The sequence below is a fragment of the Victivallis lenta genome (assembly GCF_009695545.1).
GTDB classification, from domain to species: domain Bacteria; phylum Verrucomicrobiota; class Lentisphaeria; order Victivallales; family Victivallaceae; genus Victivallis; species Victivallis lenta.
In genome coordinates this window covers 50418-70731 of sequence record NZ_VUNS01000001.1, presented here as the reverse complement: position 1 = coordinate 70731, position 20314 = coordinate 50418, and the positions used below count along the sequence as shown (strand labels likewise).

Below are 20314 nucleotides of genomic sequence, written 5' to 3'. Positions count from 1 at the left end.
CCAAGATGAGAGAAGCAGAAGCCAAATTGGTCTATGAAAAACCGGAAATCATCGATTTTGAACACTGGAAGGCGTTCGCAGTCAAAGGAAACAGCTGCATCGGAGGCCCGGATGATGATCCGGGGCCGGACCCCTGCATCTCCGGTTCGGACGGCGGGCCGGAGTAGGTTCGAATCAAGCGTCCGCTTTTTCACATCTTATTTTGCCGGAAGGGCACCGGCTGCGCGTTGCGATTTGAACTGCTCCAGCAGCAGCGGCGCCTCCAACCGCGCATGCGAAACGGCGAAAGAGCGGCGGACGCTCTTCGCCGGGTTCGGTAAAATATGGCTTCGGGAGGAGTTGTCGCGGCCGGCCGCGGAACCCGGCCGCGACAATTGGCGGCGGTGCTCCGGTTTCTGCCGAGGGAGCGCTTCGTGCCGTGAAAGTCGTCATGGCGCATGGATTGATCTCCTGCAATGAATCGGTGATCGGCTTTGCCGTCGACGCGGTCAGGCTGCTCCCATGACGGTTTACCGCGACGAAGAAGAGATAGGTGCGGTACTTTTCAGCGCCGAAACCGGCAAGTCGTTCGGTATGAACGTCGTGGCTGAAATCATATGGGAGAATGCTTCGCCGGGCGCCGACCGGGAACATGTTTTTTTTCATACTCCGGCGGGAGTTCTCCGAAGTTCCGGAATCCGCGCGGGACGATATCGGCGAAATTTTCAGCTCCCTGCTGGAACCGGGCTTTCTGTCGGAACAGCCTTGATCCGTGGAAGCGTGTTGCGCGAATCAGCGTTCCGGCGGCTGTCGAACCGCGGGCGTGAGAGGCGGAACCGGGACTTCTCCGGAAAGACGGCCGGTCCGGCCGGCCTCTCCGGGGAAGGTCTGGTCGTTCAGATCCGCGTGACCAGGCCCTTCAGGTAGAAGCCTTCCGGCACTGCCAGCGCGGTCGGGTGGTCCGGCGCCTGTTCGAGATGCCTGACGAGCCGGCCGCGCACCCCGGCTTCGACCGCCGCGTCGGCCGTGATCTTCTGGAACAGCTCCGGCGTCATCAGCCCCGAACAGGAGAAGTTGAAGAGCAGTCCGCCCGGCGCGAGCAGCCCGAAGCCGAGCCGCGCAATGTCCTGATACGCCCGGCAGCCGCGCGTCAGCGCCCGCTGCGATTCGATGAACTTCGGCGGATCGAGCACCACCAGGTCGAACTTCCGCCCCTCTTCCGCAAAGCGGCGCAACTCGCCGAACACATCCGCTTCGCGGTTTTCGTACCGCTCCGGCGGAATGCGATTCATTTCCATATTATGCCGGGCCAGCTTCAGCGCCGGCGCCGATGAGTCGATGTTGACCACGTGTTCCGCGCCGGCCAGCACCGCCGCCGCCCCGAAGCCGCCGGTGTACGAAAACGCGTTCAGCACCCGGCGTCCTGCGGCGAATTCGCGGACCGCCCGGCGGGAATCCCGCTGGTCGAAATAAAAGCCGCTCTTCTGCCCGTGGCGCACATCCACCGCGAACTTCGCACCGTTTTCGGTGATGACGAGGGGATTCGGCGGCTCCGCGCCGGCCAGCAGCCCGCTTCTCTCCGGCAGTCCCTCCTTCGCCCGGACGCCGACGTCGGAGCGTTCGTAGATCCCCTTTGCCCCGGTCGCCGCCTGCAGCGCGGCGACGATCTCGGCGCGGAAGCGTTCGACGCCTGTGCTCAGGAACTGGACGACCAGATATTCGCCGTAGCGGTCGACGATCAGTCCGGGCAGCGCGTCGCCCTCGGAATGGATCAGGCGGCAGCCGCCTTCCGGCGCATCGAGCCCGAGAAATTTCCGGTACTCGACCGCATTTTCGATCCGGCGGCGGAAGAACGCCGCGTCGATCGTCTCCTCCGGGTCGAAACTCCAGATCCGCGCCGCGAGCTGCGACTCCGGCGACCAGGCCGCCCGGGCGAGGAAGCGGCGTTTCGAATCGGTTACGACGACGGTTTCGCCGGGGGCCGCTTCTCCTTCCAGCGCGGCGACGGCTCCCGAGAAGATCCAGACATGACGGCGGAGCAGCGATTTCTCGCGCCCGGGCAACAGCACAAGCATCGGTTCTTTCACAATGGTTCCCCGTTCATTTGAGGGTGCGGATTTCGTCGATGAATTCGTCGACGTCCTTGAATTTGCGGTAGACGGAGGCGAAGCGGACGTAGGCGACCTGGTCGATCTTGCGCAGCTCGGCCATTACGCGGCTGCCGATTTCGGCGCTCGCAACCTCCTTGTCGAATTCGCGCAGGATGCCGGCCGAAACATCCTCGACCATGCGGTCGATCTCATCCGGGCTGACCGGACGTTTGTAGCAGGCGTTCGCAATGCCTCGGCGCAGCTTGTCGCGGTCGAAATCCTCCCGGACCGCATTGCGCTTGACGACCTTGAGTTCTTCCGGCATGATGCCTTCGATCGTGGTGTAACGGTAGGCGCAGCTCAGACACTCCCGGCGGCGGCGCACGCCGGCGCCGTCCTTGACCGCCCGGGAATCGATGACTTTGTCGTCAAGGCAACCGCATTTGGGACAGCGCATGGTTTATTTCTCCTGGTACAGCGTTTCGATTTGGGAAAACGGGCCGAGCACGATGCCGTCGAAAGCCGGAGATTGTTTCCAGTCGGAAATCGCATGGCCCAGCGAACGGGTGAAGTCGGTCCAGTTGCGGCGGCGCAGAGCCCCGGTGGTGACCGACGTATGTTCCGCCAGCGTCACCGAGACGAGCAGCGAATCGGGACGGGCTCCCCTCAGTTCGTTCCGCACCGCCTCGATCGCTTCGGTCGGTTTGTTGCCGGCATTCAGGATCATGACCTTCGACGCGAACTTTTCGAAATCCTCCACGGAGCCGCAGGTCAGTTTGCCGTCTTCCGCCAGCTCCTGGTAGAAATCCGGAATCGCGACCGTGAGCGGAGTTCCGCCGAGCATGGTCGAGAATGCTTCGAGCTTGTCGAGCGTAAGCTTCATCATCATGTCGTTGTCGAGCCCCGGACCGTAGGTGCTTTCGCTCCAGGCATAGACCTGTTCCTTCGGGCGGTGGATGTTCGACATCGTGAACAGATGCGGCTCGGCGATGACGGTGATGCCGGAGAAACGGAAACCCTTCGACTCCGCCTCGAATTCGCGGATGTGCTCAAGCATCTTCTCCAGCGTCGTTCCGCCCGGGACGAACAGCTTCAGCAGCCAGTTGCCGCGCCGCCCGATCACATAATTGCTCTCGGGAAGCACCGCTTCGACCGGGTAACCGGCCCGCTCCGCCGCTTCGAGCAAGACCGGCAGTCCCGGGTGTTCGAGCGAATCGGGGCTTGTCAGGCAGACATAGAACCGGTTGAAGCCGAATTGTCCGGCCAGGTTCAGAAACTCATCCGGCGAGTCGAGGTGGAGCTTGCGCAGGTTTTCGGGGTAGAACGCGAGCCCGCGCACTTCGCAGGGCGCAAGCGCCGCGGCCAGTTCGCCGCTGCGCTTCGCCAGTGTCGCGGCGTCGGCGCGGGGAGGGGCGTAGACGATGCCTTCCCCCGTCCCGGAACTCGTGCAGCCGGCCGCAAACAGGGCGCAAAATACCGCAAAAGCGAAAATTTTCAAAAAAAACATCGGTTTCCTCCAATTATGCCATTGAAATAAAGTACATTCCAAAGTTTATTAATTCAACCCCGTTCCGGAGCGATCGGGATCGCACCTGCGATTTTTTCGCAAAATCGAATAACCAAATAATCGGATATGGTATGGATATTGAGAAACTGAGGACCGGAATCGATGCCATCGACGCCGAAATCGTCCGCCTGCTGAACGAGCGGTGCGAACTCGGCCGTCAGATCGGCGTCTGGAAGCACGAGAACAATCAGCCCATTTATGTGCCGGAACGCGAACGGATTCTTCTCGAGCGTCTGGCCAACCTCAATCCGGGCCCGCTCGACCGGGAGTCGCTGCTGGCGATCTACCGCGAAATCATGTCTGCGACGATCAAGCTCGAACGGCCGGTCACCGTCGCTTACATGGGGCCGGAAGGCACTTTTTCGCATCTGGCCGTGCTTGAGAAATTCGGCCGCGGCGTCGTCGCGCAGCCGGAGGCGGCGATCGGAGACGTGTTCCGCGCCGTCGAATCGGGCCGCGCCGACTACGGCATGGTGCCGGTTGAGAACACGACCGAAGGTGTCGTGAATCCGACGCTTGATTCGCTTACCGCGTCGAACGTGAAGGCCGTGGCGGAGTTCAACCTGCCGGTGCATCTCTTCCTTTACAGCGCGAGCCCGGTGTCGGAGATCCGCTGCATTTACAGCCATCCCCAGCCGTTCGGCCAGTGCCGCGAATACCTGCAGGCGAATCTGCGCAACGCCACGCTGATCGAGGTGACCAGCACGACCCGCGCGATCGAGCTGGCCGAACGAGAAAGCGACGCGGCCGCCATTGCCGGCGCCCTCGCGCGCGAATATTCCGAGCTGCCCTGCATCGCCGAGAACATCGAGGACAATTCGCGGAACATCACGCGCTTCCTTGTGATCGGCCGCCAGGAGAACAAACCCTCCGGCGATGACAAGACGAGTCTCTGTTTCGCGCTGCACGACCGTGCCGGTGCGCTTTACGACGCGCTGCGGCCGTTCCGCAACCACAACATTTCGATGACCATGATCGAGAGCCGGCCGCTCAAGAGCGGCAACTGGGAATACTGCTTCTTCGTCGATATCCTCGGACACCGGGACGAGCCCGAAATCGCCGCCGCCTGCGCGGAGCTCAAGCAGGACTGCGCGATGTTCAAGGTGTTCGGCAGCTATCCGAGAATCCTGCAGTAACCGTAAGGGAAGGGGGGACGATGGCGATCCGCGATCAGCAGAAGGTGCGGCTTTCCGCCGTGGCCGGAACGTTTTACGAAGGGGATTCTCTGCTGCTGCGCCGCCGGCTGGCGGAGGCGGAGGGCAAGCTCCCCCCGCCGGATCCGCAGGCTCCCGCCGTCCGGGGCGTGGTCCTGCCGCATGCCGGTTACCTCTTTTCGCTGCCGACCGCGATGGCGGCCATGGCGCCTCTGCGGAAGCGGCAGGTCAGCCGGGTCATCCTGCTCGGCCCCTCGCATTATATCGGGTTCCGCGGAATCGCCGTGCCGACTTTCAACCGCTGGCGGACGCCGTTCGGCGACCTGTCGACCGCCGTCGAGCTGATCGGGACGATGGGGGAATGGAACTCCCCGCTCGTGGCGGTCCGCGATGACGCGCATATCAAGGAGCATTCGCTCGAGGTGCAGCTGCCGCTGGTGCAGTACATCTGCGGGCAGCCCGAGGTTCTGCCGCTCGTGGTCGGTTCGCTGTCGATGCAGGACGTGCACTCTCTCGCGTCGCTCATGGCCTCGCTCGATGCGCCCGGTACGCTCTGGATCGTGAGCTCGGACTTCACGCATTACGGCAGCCGTTTCCGCTATGTTCCATTTACGGAAAATGTTTTGGAGCGGCTGCGGGAGCAGGACCACGCTGCCGCCGAACTCATTGCAAACCGCGACCTGCCCGGCTTTGCGGCGTTTCTCGGCCGGACCGGCGCGACGATCTGCGGCATGAACCCGATTGCGCTCTTTCTCGGCATTCTGGACGTGCTCGACCCGGCGCATGAAATCAAAGGGCGCATCGCGGCTGAATCGAACAGCGGCGAGCTGACCGGCGACTGCTCGAATGCGGTCGGCTATGAATCGATCTGTTTCACGCATTGACCTGTTTCCGCACCCGGATGAGACGAGGAGAATATGACCGGAAAGAGACCGAGCATCACCAAAACGCCTTCCGTGGCCGAATATCAGCGGATCCGGAAATATGTCATCGACTCGGTGCTGGCGGCCGGAAATATGCCGGTGCGGCTTGCTTCGATGCGGGAACTGGCCGGAGAGTTCGGCGTCAGCATCGCGACAGTGCAGCGGGCGCTGAAGGAGCTGACGGACGACGGATATCTGACCGCCCGGAAGGGGATCGGCCTTTTCACGAATCCGGACCGCGCGTGGCTGCGCGGGAAATGCGACGTGATCGGCGTGCTGGCCGCGGACGGCCGGCAGATCTATTTCGAGAATTTCCTGTGGAATCTGCTCGCCTCCACCGGCCGGGCCGTCACCGGTACGCGCCGGCTGCTCTATAACGTCAGCCTCATGTACACGACGGAGCGGGTGCTCGGGAGCATGGAGCTTTCATCCATGGCGGGCATGATCTGGCTCGGGCCGGATTTCGCGCCGTCCGCCGCCGCCGACGGATTCGCCCGGGCTCTGAAGGTTCCGGTCGTCACGGTCAACGACCGGCGTGAGGGATTTTCGTGCGTTTCGATGGATGTCGAGCAGGAAGGGTATGAAGTCGGCCGGAGGCTGCTGGCCGAAGGGCGCACTTCTCCGATCGTCGTCGCCAAACGGCGCGGCATGCTCCAGATCGCCGGGCTGGAACGCGCGTTCCGCGAGGCCGGTGTGCCGTTCAACGACAGGCTTCTCGTGCTTCGCGGAGCGGGGATGGAGGAGCGGCTCGGCACGATGCTTGATCTGCTCGACGCGCCGCAGGCGATTTACGCCGTCGGCGGGATGTTGCGCGACATTGCGCCCCTGCTGCGCCGGCACAAGCTTGATTGCGGCCGCTGCCGCCTGATCGGGGAGGCTTCGGTCTGGGAGCCGGATTTCAGCGGCTGGGTTGTCGATCAGGATTTCGACGCGCTTGCCACCGCCGCCTGCAACCGGCTTTTTTCGGAGATGCGGGGCGGACCGCGCCGGGACTGCCTGATCCCGCGGATCATCCGGGAGTGGAAAGCCGGGGATTCGGAGCGCTTTTGAGCGGTCTCTTAAAAATAAACGCAAAATATCTGAAATTTCGGTTGTAATTGCGGAAACGGCAGTTATATTCTTAACCAAAGTTCGGAATTTCCGGGTGAACGATTTGCCGGCGTCGGCATTTTTATGGAATAAGCACCCCCCTCCGGGCATTTTCAGAAAGTTTTTGATTTGGTACGTTCCTACCGTAAGCAGGCGCTTCCGAAAGCGCCGATGCCAAAGGTCCTCCGGTCATAAGGCCGTTTCAGGATATTCCGCAGGCTCATTCCAGATGGTTGCAGATTATTTCTCTCCCCCTCTGTCCGGTGTCGCAATGCGGAAGTATATTCAATTGTGTCATAACGAAGTACGGGGAGAGAAAAAGCGTGCATATTTGCCGCGGAAAAGGAAGAAAAATGAATATCTACGTCGGAAACATGCCTTACTCGATGAGCGAAGACGACCTCCGGAACCTGTTCGGGACCTACGGCGGCGTTTCGAGCGCCCGTCTGGTCATGGACCGTGACACCGGCCGCGCCAAGGGCTTCGGCTTCGTCGAAATGGACAATGCCGGTGAAGCACAGGCCGCGATCGAGGCGATCAACGGCACGAAGCAGGGCGGCCGCGAGCTCGTGGTCAACGAGGCGCGTCCCCGTGAGGAACGTCCGCGTCGTGAAGGCGGCAGCCGCGGCGGTTTCGGCGGCGGCCGTCGCTTCTGACCCCGGTACGCTTCGCGTATCAGTGAACTAGAAACGGCGCCGGTGGAGAAAACTTCACCGGTGCCGTTTTTTGTTTCTTTCCGTTTCCTTCTGTTCGAATTCGTTCAGCCCCGGTCGGATTTGGACGTCTCAACTTGTCAACGCCGTGTTGAGACGTTGAATGGTACTGCCCATTCCGACGATCAGGGGATGTTTTTTCCGCATATCCGTGATCCTGCCGGAAATAACGGTCAGAGTGGATCGGTTTGCACTTTCGGAGCGTCCCGCGGTCTGTTCACTCCGTCCGGCTGTCTGCCTCCCGCAGCTTTTCGAGGCGGTACTGCCAGTAGAGTTTCATCGATTTCACATACGTTTTCGCCATTTCCGGGTCTTTGGCCGCGAGGTCGACCAGATAGCCGGTGATCTGCGGTCCGACGTCGCGGCGCAGGCGTTTCACGCCTTTGACGGTTCCGGTACTGTCGTCGACCGAAACGCCGTTGTCGGCGTCGATTTCGATATCCCAGCTTGTGTTCTCCCGGCTGACGTCGACGACGTTCAGGCCGTCCGTATAGCTGAGGTTCGCCGTCGCGTTCTGCGGATCGAGCCCGGCATTGATCCGGGTTCCGAGCGTGAAGGCTCCCGTGTTGTGGCTGCATCCCGGCAGCAGCAGCGTGGCGGCGATGACGGCGAGGGCGATGATGATTTTTTTCATGGTTTCAGTCTCCTTTGCTGGTTTTGCACGGGCATTCAGCCCGGCGCTGGTCGCACACTTTGTACGACACTTTATGTTTGTCGATCTTGTTTACCTTCTTCAGCATGGCCGCCTGACTTTTTTCGATCCGGCGGTTCTGCTTGATGATCCAGAGCAGGCCGCCGCAAATCGGCACGATCACCGCAAGCAGCTTCACGATCGCTTCAACGGTTGTTTCCATTACGCGCCCTCCAGCAGTTTGCGGTTGTCGTTCCACGCCTTCCAGCCACAAACGCGGACGGCGGCGTAGGCGGCCAGTGCGCGCGGCACAGCGAGGCCGTCTTCAATCAGGAAACACAAAAACATCAGGTCGGCTTCGGCGCGCGTCCAGCCCTCCGGCTGAACCCGGTAAATGTAGTCGTGCGCGATTCCGGCCCGGAGGCTGCGCGGATCGATCTGCGGCGACACCAGCGGCCATGCCGGACGCGGGACGCTCACGCCGTCGCACTCGAATCCGGCATGCACGATGAACGTTTTCTCGCGGAACCGGAATTTCACCGGCTTCAGCAGACGGACGATATTGCCGCGTTCATCCTCGGAGTGAAGTTCAATCTGCATTCGTCACCTCCTGTTCCGCCTGCGCCTCCGCCGATTCCTCCATTTTCGCCCGGACTGCTTCGAGGGTCAGATCGAACGCGGCGAGCCAGGCCGGAACGCGCGGGTCCATCAGGTCGATCTGTCCGCCGGGAGCAGCGTCGGAGGTCAGCAGCGCCAGTCCCGCAATGCCCTGCTTGAAGGTATCCGGGTTCTGTAGCGCCGCCGCCAGCTGATCCGCTGGAATCAGCGCATAGAGCGCGTTGATGAACGCTTCCTTATCCACCCATTCTTCCGTCGGTTCCGGCTCGGGAAGTTCGATGATCTCGCCGTTCACGATGTCCAGGCGCGAAAGCGGCAGCGTGCTGTCGCTTCTCAGGTAGCCGTGTGCGGCGTAGTATTCCGCGCCGCGATAGGGCGGGATGGGCGACTCCTCGACGTATCCGTTGATTTTTCGTATGTATCTCATTGGTTCCTCCAAAGTTATGCTTGTTTCGGCGTCAGCGCCGCGATTTCGGCGGCGGAAAGCGCCCGGTCGAACAACAGACACGAATAGACCTTGCCGGTATATGGCGGCCAGCCGCCGGTGAATGAATGACCGGCTATGGAGAAGCACCTGGCGCTCACTGCCGCGTTTCCGGTCGGGACGGCGTAAATGGAGGCGTTTCCGATCCGCACGCCGTCGAGATAAAGGGTCGATGCAGTCAATGGCGCTGCCGGATCGACCTCCACCACGCCGCAGCATATGTGACGGCCGGACAAACGCCCGGTCAGGGTTGCATTGACGACGTGCCGCCCTCCGGCGACCTCCTGGGACAACTGAAGCCGCGCGCTGCCGGAAGAGGCAAGGTAATAACCGATCGAACAAATCGGAGGAGTACCGCTGCCGATCAAAGCGCCGCCCTGTCCCGCCAGTTCCTGATGACATTCCATCGTTGTTGTTTCAGGAAACTCCGCCGCTTCGAAATCGACGACGACCGTGTAACTCGACACTTTCCCGCGCAAATCCAGCGCGGTATCGACCCTCGCCGGCTGCGTTTCGTCCGCCGCCTCGAACGCCCCCCGGTCGGTGCGGACGTTCGTTTTCGTGATGAGCCGCACCCGCTCCGCTTCGGACGGATAAGACCAGACAACTTGATTGTCAGTTAAATCCGTGATTTGAATTTTATACACGTAGCCGCTGTTGCAATTTGGAAGTCCGACAGCGGCGGTTCCGGTTCTCTCAAGATTGCTGGTTTTCTGAGCAACAAGAACTCCGTCCAGATAGGAGGAAAGCATATTGGCTTCAATTTTGCATTCGATTTGGTGTCTGCCCTGAAGCTTGACGTCCGACTGGTAGTAGGCGTAAATGCTTGTAAAAGAGCCAGAGCCGCCGTTGGGTTTTAAAAGATTTGTGAAGAAGTCGATCTGGTTGTTACTCTGAAAGATAAGCGCGAACGGAGCATCGCTCAGACTTGTGGAGAAAACGTTCCCGCTCGTTTTTGCCTCATCCAATTTGAAGTCAATGAGGAAACTGTAATCATGCGTCGGATCGAGTGCTTCCTGCACCACCGCCTGACAGTCATAGAAAGCCTTGGCATTCTCGGCAAAGTTTTCAGGAACGGGCGACGGCCACGGATTCGACGTGTCGTACAGATCGGAGTATGCGGCCTGCCAGACGATTTCGCCGGTGGTATCGTCTGTAATAGAAATTTTATAGACATAACCGGCATTTGATCGCGGGGCGGAAATTTCAATCGCATTTCTGACCAGATTTTCACGTGTGTAAACGATCTCACCGTCAATCAATGCAGTAATGATATTTTTTATCATTTTCACGGTCAGGGCATGGCGATTTGTTGAGTCAGAACCTGCCGAAAACTGTGTTGATCCACCGGGTGATGTGCTCATAAGCGCGGAATTTACAATCACCTGACCTGCTGACATAAACACACGAATAAAATCACGCGACGCATCGGATGCAAAAACATACACTGCATTTGTTTCTACGCATTTGAACTCAATTTCAAACGTAAAATCATGTGACTGATCGATTTTATCCAGCGCTGTTTTTGCGTCCGTCCACGTCATCGGGTCTGCCGCAAAATTGCGTAATTGTGCCGGACGCAGACGGCTCCACCAGGAGCCGCCCCGGTCGGGCGTCAGGCAGAGCAGGCAGGACGGGTCCTGCGCGGCGTCGGTGATCGGATCACGCATCATACTGCACCTCCAGAATGACGCTGAGGACGACCGCCGTGACGGGGGTGTTCCCGGAGTCTTTGAGGGTGTCGCGTTCATCGTCGGTGTCGCGCCGGAGCGCGAGCGTCCCGGAGGCGACTTCGAGCTCGAATTCCGCCACGGCCGGAACCGCCCCGACCGCGACGACGAACGAGGTGCCGGAGAGCTCGGAGCCGTTCACGACCGGCACGAGGACGATGTTTCCGGTCACGCCGGAATCGATGCTGACCGTCTCGAGCGAAACGCGCCGGAGACTCCGCACTCTCCCCCGGAAGCTCAGCTGCCGGAACGCCGCATCGAGATACCGGCAGTCGCCCCACGTCTCATCCGCCACCGCCATCTCCGTCACCGGGTCCGCGATCGGAAGCAGTCCGGCGAACGATCCGCCTCCGGCGGGAATGGTGATCGTCTGTCCTTCGGACGGCAGAGGTTTGCCTTGCGCATCCGCCAGGATCACGGCTCCGGAGAGGCCGTTCAGGGTGGTTCGGCTGCCGGCGGGCTCATCATCGTCGGGCGGGTTTTCGGTTCCGGGCCTGTTGACCGGAACAAACGGAATTTCCGCCAGCAGGAGCGTGGCCGAGCCGGAGACGATGCAGATGGAACAGTGACGGCTCAGTACCGGGTGGGCGGCGATTTCGCGGAAGCGTTGCGTATCGGTCCGGAGCCGGAAGGTCAGCCGTCCGGCCGCAGGGTCGGCGTCGGTGCCGTCCGGCCAGTCTCCGGGCAGATTGACTCCGGCCGGATCATGGGTGAACATCGGGACCGGATCGGCGCTCCGGTTGCATGCGCCCGAAATGCTCCAGGTGTCGCCGGCATCGAGCGGATGCGGCTCCAGACGCCAGGATAGATCCGGTTGAAGTTCCCGGTCGAAGAGTTCAACGGCAAGGATCACCGTTGTGTTGCTGATGAATTTCGGAAAAGCGAGAGGATGTCTGACCTCGTCGCCGTTGGAATCGAGCAGCCTGCCGCCGGAAAACTCCAGCGGCAGATGGATGCGAACAATGGGTTCTGGCATGAAAAATCCTCCTGTTGCCGGTTGCCGGCGGACCGCTGCCGGGTGGCGGAACAGGAGGATTTGTCAACCAGGAGAGGTTGTTTTTTCTGAAATCGGTCAGCGTCCCAGGGACTTCCAGACCGGTTCGAGATCGACGATTTGCTTTGTACGGGCGGCTTCGTCGAGCGCCAGCGCATACACCGCGCTTTCAAGCCCCTCGTTGCCGCTGCATTTCGGCTTGGCGCCGGTCGTCATGGTCTCGTAGAGTTCTTTCATGATATAGTTGTCGCCGCCGCCGTGTCCGTCGCCGGCAATTGCAACTTCAATGGTGCCTTCTCCGCCGATGCAGCGGTAGTAGAGCTTGCCGGCGTAGAGGTCGAGCCGCATGGTTCCTTCGCTGCACGAGAAGTAGAGCCGCCGCTCCGGCATGGCGTTGCTCATGGTCGCCATGAACATGACCCGGACCTCGTTGCGGAACTCGGCGATCGAAATCGAGTTGTCCATGAGGTCGGTGTCACCGGAGAACGGGGACGGAAGCGCATGGGGGTCCCACCAGCTGCAGAAGGTCTTTTTCCCGTATTTTTCCATCAGCTTCTCATTTTCCGGGATGAAGAAGTTCCGGCCGCCGAACGAGGCGACGCGCGACGGCAGCGAGCCGACGAACCAGTTGATGAGGTCGAGGTCGTGGCAGCACTTTTCGAGAATGTGCGGCCCCGCGAACTTCGTGAGGCGCCGCCAGTTGCACATGATGTATCCGCCGTGTTCCGGCGAGATGTTCTCGTTGCCGTCGATTGCGATCAGCCTGCCGAGCTTCCCGGAGTCGAGCAGCTCCTTCGCCTTGCGGTAGATCGGCGCGTAGCGCAGCACGAAGCCGGTGGCGAAGAGTTTTCCGCACTTCTGATGCGCCTCGTAAATCTCGCGGCAATCCTCGATCGAGGTCGCCAGCGGTTTTTCGGAGAAGACGTTTTTCCCGGCCTCGAAGGCGGCCAGAATGTGCTCCTTGTGGTAGACGTTCGGGGAAAAGACCATGACCCATTCGACGCCCGGAGTGCGGATCGCCTCATCGACGGAGCCGCACTCCTTCGTGATTCCGGTATGCTTCCAGACTTCGATGGTTTCGGCCATCACCGCTTTGTCCGGGTCGTAAGCGGCGAGAATTTCCACGCCGTTTTCGGAGTCCCGCAGAAGGTTGCTCACCACGCCGCGGCCGCGACTGCCGGTTCCGAGAACCGCAACGCCGATCTTTTTCGTTTCCGCCATAAAAATGCCTCTTGTTATAGGATGGGTACCTTGACAAAAAAACTGTCGTTGCTATATATTATACTCCATAAATCAGAAACTCAAATGGATAAAAACCGCATGGGTAATGACAAAATCATCGCGTTCGATTTCAATGCCGAACGGCCGGATATCCACCGTCTCCTGATGCCGATGCCGGAATTCCACCGCCGTTACGGCCTCTGGATCATCAACGCGAGCACGGCCGGGCGTTCGCCGGTCGACGGGTTCCATGCCTGCCGCCCGCGCAAATTCGAATTCTACTCGATCTCGCACCTGATCGACGGAGCGGGGCGTTGCTGGATCGACGGACGCGGGGAGTGCGAAATGAAACCCGGGCAGCTCGTCGCCGTCTCGCCGGGGACGCTGAACCGCTACGGCGGCGACTGCGGCAGGCCGTACGTCGAGGATTCGATCCGCTTCACCGGCCCCGTCGCCGATATGCTGTATCACTCCGGCGTACTCCGCGACGGCGTCTGCGAGTTCGGAACGGCGCGCAAGCTTCTGCCTATCGCGGAGCTGATTCAGGACCCCTCCAACGACGCGCAGATCAATGCGAACATCACGCTCCAGAAGCTGCTGGTCGACCTCTATTTCGAACGGCGCCGGAGCAGCGGCGCCCCGCCGGTCGAGGAGCTGCTTGAGGCGATCAAATCCAGGCCGAAACATTGGTGGACCGTCGAGGAGATGGCCGAATTCTGCAACCTCTCACCCGATCAGTTCCGCCGCAACTTCCGGCAGCATACCGGGATGCTGCCGAAAAGCTATGTCGAGGAATTCAAGCTGCGCCAGGCGGCCGAGCTGCTGGTCTCGACCGCGCTGCCCGTCTCCGAAGTCGCCGGACGGCTCGGTTACCGCGACCCCTACCACTTCAGCCGCCGCTTCAAGAATTTTTCCGGAATCTCTCCCGAGCGTTACCGGCGCGAATTCCCGAATTTCGCCGCCCCGCGTTGAGCCCGGCGGGGTTGTTTTCTGTTTTTCCTCCGGCTGGATGATGGACTTTTCCGGCTTGCCGTGCTAGAGTATTGCAGTAACCGGCAACTTACGGAAGGAGCTTTTGTGATGCGCTGTTTTCTTTCCTGTCTGGCGGCAGTTTTCTGCTGTTTCGTACTCGGGGCCGAAACGATCGACTGGAGCGAGGCGCCGGAGGTTCAGGCCGGCGTCCGGCTGGTGAAGCGCGAGACCGATCAACCCCGTCTTCAGAAGATCAACCTCATGCGCATCGACCTGAGGACCGGGGGGCTCGAGTTCACCGGCAGCGCGCGCGATCCGGACTGGGGCAAGCCGATGCCCGACTGGGACAAGGCGGTTATCCGCACCAGACGGATCCGCACCCGCGATTTTCTGCTCAATGCCCGGAAGCCGGCAGAGGAAGGCGGGCAGGGGCTCAATATGATCGTGGCGGCGAATTCCGCCCCGTGGTGGCCGTGGACGAAGCCGTATACGCACAAATACGCCCATCCCGCCGGACTCGGCATCCTGAACGGCGAGGTGATCTGCGACACCCGGCCGCACAAGGCCGTGTTCGTGGTGTATGAAGACGGCCGGGCCGACATCGTTTCGTCGGTGCCGGAGAGCGATTACAGGTCGATCCGGGTTGCAGCCTCCGGGTTTGCGATCATCCTGCGGGACGGAGAGATTCTCGAAGGCGGCAGCTACGAAAAGGAACCGATGCCGCGCATCGCCTACGGATTGTCGGAGGACCGGCGTTATCTTTATATCGTCACCGTCGACGGCCGCCAGAAAGGGTGGAGCCTCGGCGCCACCGGAAAGGAGACCGCCGCGCTGCTGAAGGAGGCGGGCGCCGCCGATGCGATCAATATGGACGGCGGCGGCTCAGCAACACTCTGTTACTGGGATGAAAAGACGAAAACTCCGGTCACGGTCAACCGTCAGACCGAAAGCGGCTACCAGCGCCCGGTCGGTTCGAATATCGGAATCTACCTGAAATAACCGCCGGGTTCCGCTTCCGGGTCCCGGCCCGGATCAGCGACAGAGGGAATTTTCGAGCCACTCCCGGAAGGCCGGGATGGTCGGGAACAGCTGGTCCGCGCCGGCCCGGCGCAGGGTTTCCCGGTCGGCGGTTTCCGCCCAGGCCGCCGCGACGGCAGGAACTCCGGCGGAGCGGGCCGAGGCGACGTCGCTTGCCGTGTCGCCGACGTAGATCGCTTCCTCCGGTTTCAGCAGGAAACGATCGAGCACGGCGCGTATGCCCTCCGGCTTGCAGGGGCCTTCCGGGGAGCCGGTTTCGACCAGGTCGAAGAAGCGGGCGATTCCGTACTGTTCGAGCGAGATGCTGCAGCTGCGGCGCCCTTTGCCGGTCACGAGGGCGATGATGATTCCGCGTGCTTTCAGCCACTCCAGCAACTCCGGAATTCCGTCGAACGGCGACGGGCACATATCATGCAGCTCCCGGTAGCAGTTCAGATAATCGGCAAGACCCTGCTCGTACGCGTGCGGCGCCAGAATGCGGATCGTACCCTCTTCGCTCGGGCCGAACGTTGCGACGATCTCCTCATCCGGCAGCTGTTTTCCGGCCAGCGGCTCAATCGCCCTGCGAAAGGCGGCGATGCAGAGCGGCAGCGTGTTGCCGATTGTTCCGTCGAAATCGAAAATGACGGCTCTGATCATGGTGACTCCTCTTTCTTTTCCCGGAATATCCCGGCAACTATTTGCGGACCGCGGTGAAAAAGAGCCGCGGAAAGTGGAAAATGATTTCGCCGTTTCTCCGGACCGGATACCGTTCGGCGATGCGGCGCAGTATCTCCGCTTCGAACAGCGGCCGTTTTACATCGTCCAGCGCGGCCAGGTACGGTCGCAGCCCGGTGCCGCGGTACCATTCGAGCAGAGCCCTGTGTGACGGCATGCGCTGGAAATAGGTGGTCTGCCAGAGATGGAAATGGTCCGACAGTTCGGCGAGCAGGTCGAAGTAGTCGTCCGGCGGCAGGGAGTGGAAAATCCGCGGGGAGGGGAATTGCGGCTTCCACTCCGGCCCGGCGACGACTTCGCGGATGATCCGGTGGACCGGCGCGTCGAAGTTATTCGGAATCTGCACGGCCATGACGCCGCCCGGCGCGAGGATGTCCATCATTCTGCGAAGCAGCGCAGGGTGGTCCGGGACCCACTGGATGCAGGCGTTCGAATAGACCACATCGAAGCTGCCGCCGAGTTCCGAAAGGGGGCTGGTTGCGTCGAAGAGGCGGAATTCGAGTTCCGGATAATCGCGCTGCGCGGTTGTGATCATGTTTTCCGAATTGTCCACGCCGAGAATGTGCGCGCCGGGGAAACGCCGCGCCAGCACTCCGGTGCTGTTGCCGGGGCCGCAGCCGAGGTCCAGAATCCGTTCCGGCGCAGTCAGCTCGATCCGGTTGGCGAGATCGACTGCGGGCTGTGTCCGCTCCGCCTCAAACTTCAGATACTGTTTCGAATCCCACTCCGCCATCGCACACCGCCTTTCCCGTATTTTAGATTAAATATATAATATGCCGCTGGGTCGGTGAAAAATCAACAGTGGAGCGGCAGGATTCCGTTTACGGCCGGGTGAGGCCAGCCAGCAATCTTTGTTCCTCTTCATCCGGCGGATTTGCGAGGCGGGCGGCGACGCGGGAGCGGAAGGACTCGAAACGGTTCTCTTCGAGGATCCGATGCGGACAGTATTTACCGGTCCAGTCCTGATGCATGCGCAAATCGGCCGCCGTCAGCCTGAAGTGCCGCAGCAGCGCGGAAGCGAGAATTTCTGCGTTCGCTTCGCTGCGGCGGTACTGCCAGTCCGCCGGACCGCGGCACTGGCTGCGGCAGATTTCGACGCCGATGCTTTCGGTGTTGCCCGGTCCGCGGCCGTCGCCGGCGTGCCAGCCGTGAATGGCGAGCGGCAGAATCTGCACCGCTTCGTGCTCGTCGACCGCGAAGTGAAACGAAACGCTCATCCCGTCGCGCCGGAAATCGACCCGGTCGCGTTCCTGCCGCGCCGAAAAAGGCTCGGCCGTGTTGTGGATGGTAATGTATTTCACTCTCTTGAACGGTCCCGGCAGCTTGTGGCGGCGGTTGTATTCGTTGTCTTCGATCAGGGCGCGGACGAAGACGACACTGCGTTCTCCGCTCTCTTCCGGCTCCGGTCCGGCCAGATTTTTTCGGAAATGGGCCGCTTTGCCGGGCTCGGGAACGTAGCAGCGCGGCACACGGATTCCCGCCTCCGACAGCGATGCGAGCAGTTTCCCGTAATCAATTGCATTCGTCCAGGCCGAGAGGTCGGCTTCGCGGCAGCCGCTTTTTTTCAGTTCGGCGGGGAGATTTTCCAGCGCGCCGGTTCTGCCCGTGCCGAAAATGAAAAAGGTCTCGTTGCCCGCTTTGTCGCGGCTCAGCGCCACGGCGGCGGCTCCAGCCGGTTCCGCCGCTCCGGCGAGGGTGAGACAGGCCAGTGCTCCGGCGGCAAGAATTGCCCTGATCATCTGATGCGTTCCTTCGGGGTTGTCATTTCCGTTCCTCGTGAGATTGACATTACTATATGGCGGGGAGGGCGAAAAAGCAAATCCGGAGCGGTCATTCCCGTTCGCCATTGCAAAAGCGAAGGCGGCTCCGTTTTCCGGTACTGCATTTTACCGTGCCGGGGCGGATTTTTTTCGTGCGCTTCTGCGCAAATCCATTCCGGCATGTCTTTCATGAACGTCCTGAATGCTGAACCTCGCGTCTGGCGGAAGGGAATAACGGAAAAAAGAAATATCATTTTCAGGGAAGCTGCTGCAAAATCTCATGGCTTTGCGGCAGCCTTTTCCGTTTTCTGCATAAGACTTGTTACGAAAACGGGGGATAGCTCAAAATAAAAAAGCGACCTGTTCAAGTCGCTTTCCTGTCGTAAGTAGTTGGCGGAGAAAGAGGGATTCGAACCCTCGGGGGATTGCTCCCCGGCGGTTTTCAAGACCGCTGCCTTAAACCACTCGACCATTTCTCCGTGATTTGCATAATATGCGCCCGGAACGGCAGTTTTTCAAGCGCGTTCCGGGCGGGCGCGGATTATTTTTCGGCGGAATCGGCTTTGCCGCCGGCTCCGAGGCCCTGCAGCAGCAGGTTGGTGACCTCCTTCGCAAACGCCGCCGGGTCCGGCAGCGGGCTTCCTTCGGTCAGCAGCGACTGGTCGAACAGCACCTTCGCGTAGGTCTTCAGCTCCGGCGCGTTTTCATTCGCGGTATAAACCTTGAACAGCGCCTCGATCAGAGGATGTTTCGGATTCAGCTCGAGAATCCGCTTGCTCTCCGGAATCTCCTGGTGCATCGCCTTGAACAGCCGCTCGAGATGCGGCGAAAGCGCGTTGCCCTCGGTGATCAGGCAGCACGGGCTGTCGGTCAGCCGGGCCGAGAAACGGACCTCGCTGACGCTGTCGCCGAGCGTCGTTTTCAGGAATTCGAGCAGTTTTGCGAATTTCTCCTGCGCCTGTTTGATCATCTCTTCGGCGCCTTCGACTTCGAAATCGCCCTTGTCGACCGACTTGAAGCTCTTCTTTTTGTACTGGAACATCTGCTGCATGATCCAGTCGTCGATCGGATCGGTCATGAACAGCACATCGTAGCCCTGCGCCCTGAAGTACTCAAGCGCCGGGGACGAGGCGACCGCCTCGCGCTTTTCGCCGGTGATGTAATAGATCTCCTTCTGGCTTTCCGGCATCGCCGTGACGTACTCCTCGAGCGTGATCATCTTGCCCGGCTCGGTGTTCATCGACTCGTACATGACGAGATCCTTGAGCTTCTCGGCATTCGCGTAATCGGTGTGGATGCCCTCTTTCAGGATGCGGCCGAATTCGCGGAAGAACCCCGCATAGGCCTCGCGCTCGTTTTCGAGCATCTTCCTGAGTTCGGAGAGCACCCGGCTCACGACCGCCTTCTCGATCCGGCGCAGCTGCGGATTCTCCTGCAGAATTTCACGCGACACATTCAGCGGCAGGTCGCTCGAATCCACCACGCCGGCGACGAACCGCAGATAGTCCGGAATCAGCTCCTTGCACTCGTCGGTGATGAAGACGCGACGGACGTAGAGCTGCAGCCCCTTCTTCTGGATCTCCGGCATCAGCAGATTGAACGGCGCCTCCTTCGGCAGGAACAGCAGCGCCTTGAATTCGCTCGTTCCCTCCGCCGAAATGTGGATCGCCTTCAGGTAGTCGCCGCCCATATGCGACAGATGGCCGTAGAAGCTCCTGTACTCCTCTTCGGTGATTTCGGAGGACTTGCGCAGCCAGATCGCCTTTTGCGAATTCAGCACCTTGTCTTCGACCGTTTCGGTTTTGTCCTCGTTGACCTTTTTGGTCGGCAGGACGATCGGGTAGGCGATGAAGTCCGAATAGCGCCGCACGATTTCGCCGATCTTCCAGCTGTCGAGATACTGCGCTGCGTCGTCCTTCAGATGCAGCGTGATCGTCGTGCCCTGCTCGGTCCGCGTATCGGCGTCGATTTCGTAACTGCCTTCGCCGCTGCTGGTCCACTTGACCGCCGGGAGTTCGCTGCCGGCCTTTTTGGTCACCAGCTCGACCTTCGACGCGACCATGAAAGCGGAGTAGAAGCCGACGCCGAACTGGCCGATCAGCTCCGGCAGCGGTTCCTTGTTGTCCTCCTGCTCCTCAAGCATCTTCAGGAACGCCTTGGTTCCGCTCTTCGCGATGGTGCCGATGTTCTCGACGACCTCCTCTTCGGTCATGCCGATGCCGTTGTCGCTGATGGTCAGCGTTTTGGCGTCTTTGTCGATGCTCAGGCGGATCTGCCATTCGCGGGCGAGTTCCGGCGTGGTCAGGCTCTCGAAGCGCGCCTTGTCGATCGCGTCCGCCGCGTTTGCAATGAGTTCGCGCAGAAAAATATCCCGGTTCGAGTACAGCGAATGAATCATCAGATTCAGCAGCTGCTGCACTTCCGTCTTGAATTCTCTGGTTGTTGCCATTTGTACTGCTCCTCAGATGGAAGGGGTCCGCAGGCCCCCTGTGATTGATTACCGGATTATGAAATATAATTTTTTTTGCGGAAAAATCAAGCCGCAGGGCCGTTTCGGTTGGAAAAAAATGGAAAACGGATTATAATCTATGAGATGTACTGATTTTGGAACGAAAAGATGCCACTGGGCCGGTC

The 20314-nt window shown here is 60.4% G+C and carries 22 protein-coding genes and 1 tRNA gene; 7 read left to right on the top strand and 16 right to left on the bottom strand.

Features of this window, described 5'->3' with window-relative positions; all coding sequences use genetic code 11:
• Window positions 1–5: 5 nt before the first annotated feature.
• Window positions 6–167 (top strand): hypothetical protein, encoded by a 162-nt coding sequence (locus tag FYJ85_RS00345; RefSeq protein ID WP_154416624.1) that lies wholly within the window; start codon window positions 6–8, stop codon window positions 165–167.
• A 7-nt stretch (window positions 168–174) separates the two neighbouring features.
• Here FYJ85_RS00345 and FYJ85_RS00340 read toward each other — a convergent pair whose 3' ends face one another.
• From FYJ85_RS00340 to FYJ85_RS00325, 4 genes are all read right to left on the bottom strand, one after another.
• Entirely contained in the window at window positions 175–633 is a 459-nt protein-coding gene (locus FYJ85_RS00340; RefSeq protein ID WP_154416623.1) for a hypothetical protein, read from the bottom strand.
• Between the two features lie 242 nt (window positions 634–875).
• Window positions 876–2054, bottom strand: coding sequence for a class I SAM-dependent rRNA methyltransferase (locus FYJ85_RS00335; RefSeq protein ID WP_154416823.1), 1179 nt, complete (start codon window positions 2052–2054; stop codon window positions 876–878).
• A 25-nt stretch (window positions 2055–2079) separates the two neighbouring features.
• Complete coding sequence (gene nrdR / locus FYJ85_RS00330; protein ID WP_106053048.1) at window positions 2080–2526, bottom strand: transcriptional regulator NrdR; 447 nt, start codon at window positions 2524–2526, stop codon at window positions 2080–2082.
• A gap of 3 nt (window positions 2527–2529) precedes the next feature.
• Window positions 2530–3576: a hypothetical protein gene (locus FYJ85_RS00325; RefSeq protein WP_106053047.1), complete on the bottom strand. Its 1047-nt coding sequence runs from the start codon at window positions 3574–3576 to the stop codon at window positions 2530–2532.
• Window positions 3577–3707: 131 nt separating this feature from the next.
• Here FYJ85_RS00325 and pheA point away from each other — a divergent pair, with 131 nt between their 5' ends.
• The 4 genes from pheA to FYJ85_RS00305 all read left to right on the top strand — a co-directional run bounded on the left by pheA (window position 3708) and on the right by FYJ85_RS00305 (window position 7458).
• Window positions 3708–4772 (top strand): prephenate dehydratase, encoded by a 1065-nt coding sequence (pheA, locus tag FYJ85_RS00320; protein ID WP_154416622.1) that lies wholly within the window; start codon window positions 3708–3710, stop codon window positions 4770–4772.
• Window positions 4773–4792: 20 nt separating this feature from the next.
• A complete protein-coding gene (gene amrB / locus FYJ85_RS00315; protein ID WP_154416621.1) occupies window positions 4793–5674 on the top strand; it encodes an AmmeMemoRadiSam system protein B in 882 nt (293 codons plus the stop codon).
• A gap of 33 nt (window positions 5675–5707) precedes the next feature.
• Window positions 5708–6763: a GntR family transcriptional regulator gene (locus FYJ85_RS00310; RefSeq protein ID WP_154416620.1), complete on the top strand. Its 1056-nt coding sequence runs from the start codon at window positions 5708–5710 to the stop codon at window positions 6761–6763.
• A 392-nt stretch (window positions 6764–7155) separates the two neighbouring features.
• Window positions 7156–7458 carry an RNA recognition motif domain-containing protein gene (locus FYJ85_RS00305; protein ID WP_106053043.1) on the top strand — a complete coding sequence of 101 codons (303 nt, stop codon included), beginning with the start codon at window positions 7156–7158 and terminating at the stop codon, window positions 7456–7458.
• Between the two features lie 274 nt (window positions 7459–7732).
• Here the strand turns inward: FYJ85_RS00305 and FYJ85_RS00300 are convergent, their stop codons facing one another.
• From FYJ85_RS00300 to FYJ85_RS00270, 7 genes are all read right to left on the bottom strand, one after another.
• On the bottom strand, window positions 7733–8149 hold the full coding sequence (locus FYJ85_RS00300) for a hypothetical protein (protein ID WP_154416619.1): 417 nt from the start codon (window positions 8147–8149) through the stop codon (window positions 7733–7735).
• A 4-nt stretch (window positions 8150–8153) separates the two neighbouring features.
• The gene (locus FYJ85_RS00295; protein ID WP_154416618.1) at window positions 8154–8369 is read right to left on the bottom strand and encodes a hypothetical protein; all 216 of its coding nucleotides are present in this window, start codon (window positions 8367–8369) and stop codon (window positions 8154–8156) included.
• Window positions 8369–8746 (bottom strand): DUF1353 domain-containing protein, encoded by a 378-nt coding sequence (locus FYJ85_RS00290; protein ID WP_154416617.1) that lies wholly within the window; start codon window positions 8744–8746, stop codon window positions 8369–8371. Before FYJ85_RS00290 ends, FYJ85_RS00295 begins: the two co-directional genes overlap by 1 nt.
• The gene (locus FYJ85_RS00285) at window positions 8736–9191 is read right to left on the bottom strand and encodes a hypothetical protein (RefSeq protein ID WP_154416616.1); all 456 of its coding nucleotides are present in this window, start codon (window positions 9189–9191) and stop codon (window positions 8736–8738) included. The genes FYJ85_RS00290 and FYJ85_RS00285 overlap by 11 nt, the downstream gene beginning before the upstream one ends.
• A 14-nt stretch (window positions 9192–9205) precedes the next feature.
• Window positions 9206–10921: a hypothetical protein gene (locus FYJ85_RS00280; RefSeq protein ID WP_154416615.1), complete on the bottom strand. Its 1716-nt coding sequence runs from the start codon at window positions 10919–10921 to the stop codon at window positions 9206–9208.
• A complete protein-coding gene (locus tag FYJ85_RS00275) occupies window positions 10911–11954 on the bottom strand; it encodes a hypothetical protein (protein ID WP_154416614.1) in 1044 nt (347 codons plus the stop codon). The genes FYJ85_RS00280 and FYJ85_RS00275 overlap by 11 nt, the downstream gene beginning before the upstream one ends.
• Window positions 11955–12050: 96 nt before the next feature.
• Window positions 12051–13193, bottom strand: coding sequence for a Gfo/Idh/MocA family protein (locus FYJ85_RS00270; protein WP_154416613.1), 1143 nt, complete (start codon window positions 13191–13193; stop codon window positions 12051–12053).
• 99 nt (window positions 13194–13292) lie between these two features.
• On the opposite strand from FYJ85_RS00270, the gene FYJ85_RS00265 reads away from it, so the two are divergent.
• Together FYJ85_RS00265 and FYJ85_RS00260 are read left to right on the top strand one after the other, a co-directional pair.
• On the top strand, window positions 13293–14165 hold the full coding sequence (locus tag FYJ85_RS00265) for a helix-turn-helix domain-containing protein (protein ID WP_158703902.1): 873 nt from the start codon (window positions 13293–13295) through the stop codon (window positions 14163–14165).
• 108 nt (window positions 14166–14273) lie between these two features.
• Window positions 14274–15164 carry a phosphodiester glycosidase family protein gene (locus tag FYJ85_RS00260; protein ID WP_154416612.1) on the top strand — a complete coding sequence of 297 codons (891 nt, stop codon included), beginning with the start codon at window positions 14274–14276 and terminating at the stop codon, window positions 15162–15164.
• A 33-nt stretch (window positions 15165–15197) separates the two neighbouring features.
• Here the strand turns inward: FYJ85_RS00260 and FYJ85_RS00255 are convergent, their stop codons facing one another.
• The 5 genes from FYJ85_RS00255 to htpG all read right to left on the bottom strand — a co-directional run bounded on the left by FYJ85_RS00255 (window position 15198) and on the right by htpG (window position 20129).
• Window positions 15198–15842: an HAD family hydrolase gene (locus tag FYJ85_RS00255; RefSeq protein ID WP_154416611.1), complete on the bottom strand. Its 645-nt coding sequence runs from the start codon at window positions 15840–15842 to the stop codon at window positions 15198–15200.
• Window positions 15843–15879: 37 nt separating this feature from the next.
• Window positions 15880–16653 carry a methyltransferase domain-containing protein gene (locus FYJ85_RS00250; protein ID WP_154416610.1) on the bottom strand — a complete coding sequence of 258 codons (774 nt, stop codon included), beginning with the start codon at window positions 16651–16653 and terminating at the stop codon, window positions 15880–15882.
• 88 nt (window positions 16654–16741) lie between these two features.
• Entirely contained in the window at window positions 16742–17659 is a 918-nt protein-coding gene (locus FYJ85_RS00245; RefSeq protein ID WP_206212892.1) for a peptidoglycan recognition protein family protein, read from the bottom strand.
• Between the two features lie 412 nt (window positions 17660–18071).
• A tRNA-Ser gene (locus FYJ85_RS00240) sits at window positions 18072–18159 on the bottom strand.
• A gap of 62 nt (window positions 18160–18221) precedes the next feature.
• The gene (htpG, locus tag FYJ85_RS00235) at window positions 18222–20129 is read right to left on the bottom strand and encodes a molecular chaperone HtpG (protein WP_154416608.1); all 1908 of its coding nucleotides are present in this window, start codon (window positions 20127–20129) and stop codon (window positions 18222–18224) included.
• Between the last annotated feature and the right edge of the window lie 185 nt (window positions 20130–20314).

Coding starts and splice junctions, on each gene's coding strand:
- FYJ85_RS00245 (WP_206212892.1), bottom strand. CDS start 17,659: ATGATCAGGGCAATTCTTGCCGCCGGAGCACTGGCCTGTCTCACCCTC.
- FYJ85_RS00345 (WP_154416624.1), top strand. CDS start 6: ATGAGAGAAGCAGAAGCCAAATTGGTCTATGAAAAACCGGAAATCATC.
- FYJ85_RS00295 (WP_154416618.1), bottom strand. CDS start 8,369: ATGGAAACAACCGTTGAAGCGATCGTGAAGCTGCTTGCGGTGATCGTG.
- FYJ85_RS00260 (WP_154416612.1), top strand. CDS start 14,274: ATGCGCTGTTTTCTTTCCTGTCTGGCGGCAGTTTTCTGCTGTTTCGTA.
- FYJ85_RS00275 (WP_154416614.1), bottom strand. CDS start 11,954: ATGCCAGAACCCATTGTTCGCATCCATCTGCCGCTGGAGTTTTCCGGC.
- FYJ85_RS00280 (WP_154416615.1), bottom strand. CDS start 10,921: ATGATGCGTGATCCGATCACCGACGCCGCGCAGGACCCGTCCTGCCTG.
- FYJ85_RS00305 (WP_106053043.1), top strand. CDS start 7,156: ATGAATATCTACGTCGGAAACATGCCTTACTCGATGAGCGAAGACGAC.
- FYJ85_RS00250 (WP_154416610.1), bottom strand. CDS start 16,653: ATGGCGGAGTGGGATTCGAAACAGTATCTGAAGTTTGAGGCGGAGCGG.
- FYJ85_RS00300 (WP_154416619.1), bottom strand. CDS start 8,149: ATGAAAAAAATCATCATCGCCCTCGCCGTCATCGCCGCCACGCTGCTG.
- FYJ85_RS00265 (WP_158703902.1), top strand. CDS start 13,293: ATGGGTAATGACAAAATCATCGCGTTCGATTTCAATGCCGAACGGCCG.
- FYJ85_RS00270 (WP_154416613.1), bottom strand. CDS start 13,193: ATGGCGGAAACGAAAAAGATCGGCGTTGCGGTTCTCGGAACCGGCAGT.
- FYJ85_RS00335 (WP_154416823.1), bottom strand. CDS start 2,054: ATGCTTGTGCTGTTGCCCGGGCGCGAGAAATCGCTGCTCCGCCGTCAT.
- pheA (WP_154416622.1), top strand. CDS start 3,708: ATGGATATTGAGAAACTGAGGACCGGAATCGATGCCATCGACGCCGAA.
- FYJ85_RS00290 (WP_154416617.1), bottom strand. CDS start 8,746: ATGCAGATTGAACTTCACTCCGAGGATGAACGCGGCAATATCGTCCGT.
- FYJ85_RS00285 (WP_154416616.1), bottom strand. CDS start 9,191: ATGAGATACATACGAAAAATCAACGGATACGTCGAGGAGTCGCCCATC.
- FYJ85_RS00255 (WP_154416611.1), bottom strand. CDS start 15,842: ATGATCAGAGCCGTCATTTTCGATTTCGACGGAACAATCGGCAACACG.
- htpG (WP_154416608.1), bottom strand. CDS start 20,129: ATGGCAACAACCAGAGAATTCAAGACGGAAGTGCAGCAGCTGCTGAAT.
- nrdR (WP_106053048.1), bottom strand. CDS start 2,526: ATGCGCTGTCCCAAATGCGGTTGCCTTGACGACAAAGTCATCGATTCC.
- FYJ85_RS00310 (WP_154416620.1), top strand. CDS start 5,708: ATGACCGGAAAGAGACCGAGCATCACCAAAACGCCTTCCGTGGCCGAA.
- amrB (WP_154416621.1), top strand. CDS start 4,793: ATGGCGATCCGCGATCAGCAGAAGGTGCGGCTTTCCGCCGTGGCCGGA.
- FYJ85_RS00325 (WP_106053047.1), bottom strand. CDS start 3,576: ATGTTTTTTTTGAAAATTTTCGCTTTTGCGGTATTTTGCGCCCTGTTT.
- FYJ85_RS00340 (WP_154416623.1), bottom strand. CDS start 633: ATGTTCCCGGTCGGCGCCCGGCGAAGCATTCTCCCATATGATTTCAGC.